The sequence below is a fragment of the Mucilaginibacter kameinonensis genome, from assembly GCF_003675385.1.
Lineage (GTDB): Bacteria > Bacteroidota > Bacteroidia > Sphingobacteriales > Sphingobacteriaceae > Mucilaginibacter > Mucilaginibacter kameinonensis.
The window spans coordinates 1,069,755-1,076,669 of the sequence record NZ_RCWZ01000005.1 but is presented as its reverse complement, the minus strand read 5'-3'; the positions used below and the strand labels follow the sequence as shown (position 1 = coordinate 1,076,669).

Sequence of the window (6,915 nt, the reverse complement as noted above, 5' to 3'; positions counted from 1 at the left end):
GAATACTGGGGCAATGTGAACCCGGTAGGTCCGAGAGGTGTATATGATGAAGCCAAAAGGTTCCAGGAAGCCATCACGATGGCTTACCATACTTTCCATGGTGTAGAAACCAGGATCGTGAGAATCTTTAATACCTACGGGCCAAGGATGCGGCTGAATGACGGCAGGGTATTACCGGCCTTTATTGGCCAGGCACTAAGGGGCGAACCGCTGACGATGTTTGGCGACGGTTCACAGACCAGGTCATTCTGCTATGTGGATGATTTGATAGAAGGTATCTACAGGTTGTTGCTGAGCGATTATGCCCAGCCGGTAAACATTGGTAACCCTGATGAGATCACGATCAAACAGTTTGGTGAGGAGATTATCAAACTTACCGGTACCGATCAAAAGCTGATCAGCCTGCCATTGCCTACAGATGATCCAAAACAACGCCGTCCGGATATCACTAAGGCTAAAGCCATATTGGGCTGGGAGCCAAAGGTATCCCGGAGTGAAGGTTTGAAGATTACATTAGAGTACTTCAAGTCGTTACCTGAGCAGGAAATACATCATAAAGACTTTTCTTATTACTATAAGTAAAAGTTTTTAAAATCAAATGGTACAGTGATACACTCAGGGTATATCATTGTACCTTAAATAAATTATAATTATTACACCCTAACCCCGACATTACAAATGAAAAAAGTGGCATTAATAACCGGAATAACCGGCCAGGATGGCGCATACCTTACCGAACTTTTATTATCCAAAGGCTATGAGGTACACGGTATAAAAAGAAGGAGTTCTCTGTTCAATACCGACAGGATTGATCATTTATACCAGGATCCGCACGAAAAGGAAATTAACCTGGTTCTACACTACGGCGATTTAAGCGACTCAACCAATTTAATCAGAATCATACAACAGGTGCAGCCCGATGAGATCTATAACCTGGGTGCCATGTCGCATGTTAAAGTAAGTTTTGAAACTCCGGAATATACAGCTAATGCCGACGGTATTGGCACTTTAAGGTTATTGGAAGCTATAAGGATTCTCGGTTTTGAGAAAAAAACAAAAATATATCAGGCTTCAACTTCCGAGCTTTACGGTTTGGTGCAAGCGGTGCCGCAGTCAGAAACCACACCGTTTTATCCGCGCTCGCCATATGCGGTTGCTAAAATGTATGCTTATTGGATAACAGTGAACTATCGCGAAGCTTACGGCATTTATGCTTGTAACGGTATTTTGTTTAACCATGAAAGCCCTTTGCGCGGTGAAACCTTTGTAACCCGTAAAATTACCCGTGCAACCGCCAAAATAGCAATGGGTTTGCAGGACAAATTGTATCTGGGCAACCTTGACGCTCAGCGCGATTGGGGACATGCCAAAGACTACGTTGAAGCCATGTACCTGATATTGCAGCAGGATACGCCTACAGATTATGTGATAGCTACAGGTATTACAACTGCAGTACGCGAGTTTGTACGAATGGCCTTTGCCGAGTTGGGTATCGAAATTGAGTTTATTGGCAGCGGATTAAAGGAAAAAGGATATGTAATAAGCTGTAGCAATCCGGAATATCAGCTTGAAACCGGTAAGGAATTAGTTGCTGTAGATGAAAAATATTTCCGCCCAACTGAAGTTGACCTGTTGATAGGCGATCCAACCAAATCAAAAACACTGTTAGGTTGGGCGCCTAAATACAATCTGAAAGGCTTGGTAAGTGAAATGGTTGCCGCCGACGTGGATTTGTTTAAAAGAGAAAAACTGTTAAAAGATTCGGGTTATGCCATCAAGAACCAGTATGAATAGAACACCGGCTTTGTATCAAAGCCAATCATGTACAGTTTAATTCAGTTAACCAACATTAAAGTAAAGCATGAACAAAAACTATTACGCGATAATTTTAGCAGGGGGTATCGGAAGCCGGTTTTGGCCAATAAGCCGTACATCGCACCCCAAACAATTTATAGATATTATTGGCAGCGGAAAAACATTGATACAGGATACGTATCAGCGGCTTTCCAAAACATGCCCAAAAGAAAACATCTTCATATTAACTAATGAAAACTATACCCAACTGGTAAAGGAGCAGTTGCCGGATATAACAAATCAGCAGATCCTGACTGAGCCTGTAATGCGGAACACTGCGCCATGCATAGCATATGGATGTTTTAAGATAGAAAGCCTGAACCCGGACGCGGTAATTGTTGTAGCTCCTTCCGATCAGCAGATCCTTGATGAAGATGCCTTTGTAAGTTCGCTCGAAAAATCATTGGAGACCGCTGCAGAACACCAATGCCTGGTAACATTGGGTATCAAGCCGTCAAGACCGGATACGGGTTACGGCTATATTCAATATACAGACGCTGTTATAAACAATGATTTTCATAAGGTAAAAACCTTTACGGAAAAGCCAACCCTTGAGGTTGCCAAAAGCTTTATTCAAAGCGGCGATTTTTTATGGAACGCGGGGATTTTTGTTTGGTCGGCCAGGGCGATAGTGCAGGCATTTGAAACCTATATGCCCGATCTGCACAATATTTTTGCTGATGCACGGCCGGTGTACAATACAGAAAATGAAGCCACTCACATTAACCAGGCTTATCACCACTGTGTTAATACATCTATCGACTACGGTATTATGGAGAAGGCGGATAATGTATATGTATTGCCGTCTGATTTTGGCTGGAGCGATTTGGGAACCTGGGCATCTATATACGAATTGTCCGAAAAAGCGGAGGCCGGAAACGCGGTAATTCCAAATGAAAAGGTGATCATGTATAATTCATCTGATTGTATGGTAAATATGCCCGACGGTAAGCTTGTGATACTACAGGGTTTAAACAATTACATAGTAGTTGAAGCCAACAACACGTTGCTCATCTGCCCGCGCGATCAGGAGCAAAGCGTAAAACAAATTGTTGCTGATGTGAAAAGCAGGTTTGGCGTGGAGTATGTTTAATCCAGGAAAGCTGTTCAGGCAATAGCGAACGATCCCTCTTTTAATAACCGATAAGGTAATAAGGCTGTTTTCGAAAGATAACGGCCTTTTTTGTGTCCTTACGAATCGTTCCGGCAAATAATTACTGTTTCAACAAACCGGCAAAAAACGGTTTAAGTTCTTCCGCTAAGATTTGATGATCGGCTACGCTTGGGTGCCCGGAACAACCATGAGCCTCCATCGGCTCAAAAAAGAAAGTTGCAACAGGCCTGTCTTTCAGATAGGTGGTGTCAACAGTGGCTTTTATCCTGCTTAAACATCGTTGTAATATCTCCCTTGAGTTACCTTTAATCATCGGACTGGAAAGCAAGGCAATTTGAGCTTTTGGATATTTGGATTTAACCAATTGTACAAACTTTACATAGTCGTTAACAAAACGTATGGTATCAAATGGAGCCCTTGTGCTACCATCGCCATTGCTCATATCATTTGTGCCCAGGGCAATGCTTACAATTTTTGGTTGATAGGTTTTAAAATCCCATTTCAACGAGTCCTTTTCCTGGAAATTTGCGTTTTCGTATACCAGCGGCATAGAAGGAGAGTCCCTGTTCCAGGTACGGTAAACGCCAATACCGCTAACACTTGATAAAATAAAATTGGCATTTAATGCCCTTGCTACTCTTGGTCCATAAGCCATGTAGGCATTATGATGGTCCTGGTAATCACCGGTTCCGCATGGAATTTCCGAATCGTCAGCTGCCGCTCCGCAGGTAATACTATTACCTATAAATTCTATTAACGGAAGTTTGGGAGCAGATAAACTTTTAACGCCTTCGCCCGCGACCTTTGAAAATAGCAAAGCACCGCTGGTTGCTTCCGTTGCTTTATAAATCCAGATACGGTGTGAACCCGTATTTGGGGCTTTAATGATAATTGGCTCTTTTAAGTTTCCGTCAACCCTGATCCTTTTTTGATAAATCCCGTCAAGTTCATATTGTAGGTAATTATGACCACCGGCATCCGCAATGCTTACATATATCGCGCACTCATTCCCCTTAAAGCTAAAGCCAAAGTGAGCACCTGAAGTAATAAGTGCTAAGTTATGCTGATTATTGATGAGCGTACGCCCGATAGGTTGCAGATCAGCCGCGTAAATAGTATCAACTTTGGTTTTCGCATGGCTATGCAGTGAGCAAAAGATAAATAAGATAAAGGTAGACAGTATGCTGTTTTTCATCGCATCACAAGATTACCAATATCAGTTCATGAAACCAAATACATGAAATTTATCGGTATAAATTGCTGTAAAAGTATCAGCTAAGCTATAGGGCAAATAATATGAGGTAAAATAAAAGATGTTCTATTTTGTTGCTGTAACAATTTTCATGTCGTTGTTTTCTTTGTTCAATTCCCCGTAGGGGATACCTGTTTGTAGTAGCAAAAGAATAGATTTTGATTTTTGCGCCGTAGGTGCTACCCTTTTTGACATTGTTTTTTTAAGTAGTCGGTGAGCACCAACGGCGCAAAAGCTGTTGATGATGATATGTTACAAAAAGATAGCACCTAACGGTGCAGCGTTGGCGAAGTTCGGTTCCCAGAAATAATGAAGTGCAAAAAACTATTGCTGACTTTGCTGATATTTATAATGTAAATTCTTTAATGTTTCGATGGTCGCTTCATCTGTAGAGATACCGTAGCCTGTTACCAAGGTGCCTTTAGTACCGCCGGATGAAGCGAGTGCATAAACGATTGCTTCATCTGCAGGGTCAGAAGGACCTTCATAACGGTACAGGTCAACTATTTCAAATTCACTCACTGGAAATGTTTCTGCACCGGCTTTCAGATGATCTCCTTCAAGACTAAACTCGTGGGTATAGCCTTGTTCTTTTAATTTGCTTATTGCTTCGGTTACTGTGGCGTAATGAAATTTTTGCTCTTGCATGAGGTAGGATGTTTAGTTAAGTTGTAGCTAATATACAATTAAAGTACGCTGCCTGTTTCAGTAATTTCTGCCGAAAATGTTTCGGGCTGCACCAAAACAAAGCGTACCAGGCTAAACTCACGCTTAATACAATCGCGGATGCGGTCTATCGCTTCGTTGATTTGTTGGGTGTCGAGATCTTCCTTAAAAGCTACGATCAGCATCAGTATAATTTCATCGGGCGATTGATAGTTTGACAGCATGTGCATTACTTTTAAAACGGCGCTGTCGCGTTCAACCAATGCTGTAATCTTTACCCTTGATTCGGATGAAATACCTTCGCCCATAAGTAAGCTTCGGCTTTCGCGGGCTAATATAGCCGAAACGGCAACCAATATCAACCCTACCAATAAAGATGCTACGCCATCAAGTACAGGAATGTTGTAACGATGGTTCAGGAACATGCAGATGCCCACAATAAAAAGCCCTGCAACAGCCGCGCTGTCTTCAAACATTACCAAAAAAGTTGATGGGTCTTTACTTTTTACCACGGCATCCCACCAGGTTTGATCGCCCCGAATCGCGTTAAATTCTTTCAGGGCTATAATGAGCGATGAACCTTCAAATATGATAGATAATCCCAAAACGATATAGCTCATGGTAGGGTCGCCGAGTTGCTCAGGCTCGCGGATGTGTAAAATGCCCTGGTAAATGGACAGCCCTCCGCCTAAACCAAATACCATAATAGAGACAATGAACGACCAGAAGTACAGCTCTTTTCCGTACCCAAAAGGATGTGTTTTGTCCGGTTCCTTACGGCTACGGTAAAGTCCGAATAATAGCAACAATTCATTGGCAGTATCAACCAGCGAATGGATACCCTCGGAGATCATTGATCCGCTTCGCCCGATAACGCCTGCTATGAATTTGGTTATCGCTATAAGCAGGTTGGCGATGAGCGCGCTGTATATCGATTTTTTTGATGAAGCCATGTTGCTCAATGGGCTATTATTTCAGCATCGCCAAGTTTTTTTACATATAGTTCATCAACCAAAATTACAATGATGGCTACTATTGGCACTGCCAGTATAATGCCCAGCACACCCGAAAGTGTCCCCATTACTACCTGGCTGATGATAGTTAATGCCGGCGGCAGGTTAATCATCCTGTTTTGAACTATCGGTACCACAATATTACTCACAATAGTTTGCGATACCACGTAAATAAGTGCAACTATTACAGCCGTGTTGGTACCAACGGTAAGGGCCAGCAGCACACCCGGTATCATGGCTATCACCGAACCTAAATTGGGGATGATCTTAAGCATGCCCGCAAACAAAGCCAGTATTAAAGCAGCCGGGATCCCCATAATGCTTAAACCGGTTGTAAGCAACACGCCCAATAACACCATAGAAAGCAGCATCCCCTTAAGCCAGCCTTTTAACGAAAGGCTGATCCTATCCATAATATCCTGTCCTAAAGGTTTTTTCTTGTCGGAGAGCAGCATTAAAATACCGTTCTTATAAACATCGGGATTGGTTGTAAAAAAGATGCTGAGAAACAGAATGATGTAAATATCGCCAAGCACCCCAAAACCTGTACTGAAAAAATGCTGAACGGTAACCACCACCTTGTCCGGGTCGTTATCGCCCGAAAAATAATCAAGGATCTGCTGTCCTGTTGGGTTTGAGGCCACTTTAGCTTTAAAATTATTAACCGTGTGTGGCAGCGTATCTTTTAACAATGCTATCTGGTGTTGTATGGTGGTGCCCATCAGGTAAAACAAGCCTATCACAATTAAAAATGAACCCACTACAGATATGATCATGGCATATCTTCTGCGCATTTTAGTATTACGCTCAATTAAATCGCCAAGGCCATGAAAGTAGGTTGCTATCAGTGCGCCGGATAATACCATTAGCAGTACGTTGAATGCTACCCTGGCTATTAATATCACTACTACTAACAGGGCAACAATGGCAACGGTATGCCATACTTTTTCAATGTAGGTAAGTTCTTTTTCTTTTTTTGGGGTCATAAAGCAGGTGTTTGTTCCATAAACACATTA

Annotated in this window: 7 protein-coding genes; 3 read left to right on the top strand and 4 right to left on the bottom strand. The window is 42.4% G+C overall.

Annotated elements, in window-relative coordinates; genetic code table 11:
- The 3 genes from EAH55_RS27195 to EAH55_RS27185 form a co-directional block, all read left to right on the top strand.
- A partial coding sequence (locus tag EAH55_RS27195) for an NAD-dependent epimerase/dehydratase family protein (protein ID WP_121812425.1) occupies positions 1–582 on the top strand: 582 nt, incomplete at its 5' end.
- A gap of 96 nt (positions 583–678) precedes the next feature.
- Positions 679–1,794: a GDP-mannose 4,6-dehydratase gene (gmd, locus tag EAH55_RS27190; protein WP_121812424.1), complete on the top strand. Its 1,116-nt coding sequence runs from the start codon at positions 679–681 to the stop codon at positions 1,792–1,794.
- A 67-nt stretch (positions 1,795–1,861) separates the two neighbouring features.
- Positions 1,862–2,947 carry a mannose-1-phosphate guanylyltransferase gene (locus EAH55_RS27185; protein WP_121812423.1) on the top strand — a complete coding sequence of 362 codons (1,086 nt, stop codon included), beginning with the start codon at positions 1,862–1,864 and terminating at the stop codon, positions 2,945–2,947.
- A 121-nt stretch (positions 2,948–3,068) separates the two neighbouring features.
- Here EAH55_RS27185 and EAH55_RS27180 read toward each other — a convergent pair whose 3' ends face one another.
- From EAH55_RS27180 to EAH55_RS27165, 4 genes are all read right to left on the bottom strand, one after another.
- On the bottom strand, positions 3,069–4,163 hold the full coding sequence (locus EAH55_RS27180; protein WP_121812422.1) for an SGNH/GDSL hydrolase family protein: 1,095 nt from the start codon (positions 4,161–4,163) through the stop codon (positions 3,069–3,071).
- Between the two features lie 381 nt (positions 4,164–4,544).
- Positions 4,545–4,868: a hypothetical protein gene (locus EAH55_RS27175; RefSeq protein ID WP_121812421.1), complete on the bottom strand. Its 324-nt coding sequence runs from the start codon at positions 4,866–4,868 to the stop codon at positions 4,545–4,547.
- A gap of 38 nt (positions 4,869–4,906) precedes the next feature.
- Positions 4,907–5,839, bottom strand: a complete 933-nt coding sequence (locus tag EAH55_RS27170) for a cation diffusion facilitator family transporter (RefSeq protein ID WP_121812420.1) — start codon at positions 5,837–5,839, stop codon at positions 4,907–4,909.
- A 5-nt stretch (positions 5,840–5,844) separates the two neighbouring features.
- The gene (locus tag EAH55_RS27165; RefSeq protein ID WP_121812419.1) at positions 5,845–6,885 is read right to left on the bottom strand and encodes an AI-2E family transporter; all 1,041 of its coding nucleotides are present in this window, start codon (positions 6,883–6,885) and stop codon (positions 5,845–5,847) included.
- Between the last annotated feature and the right edge of the window lie 30 nt (positions 6,886–6,915).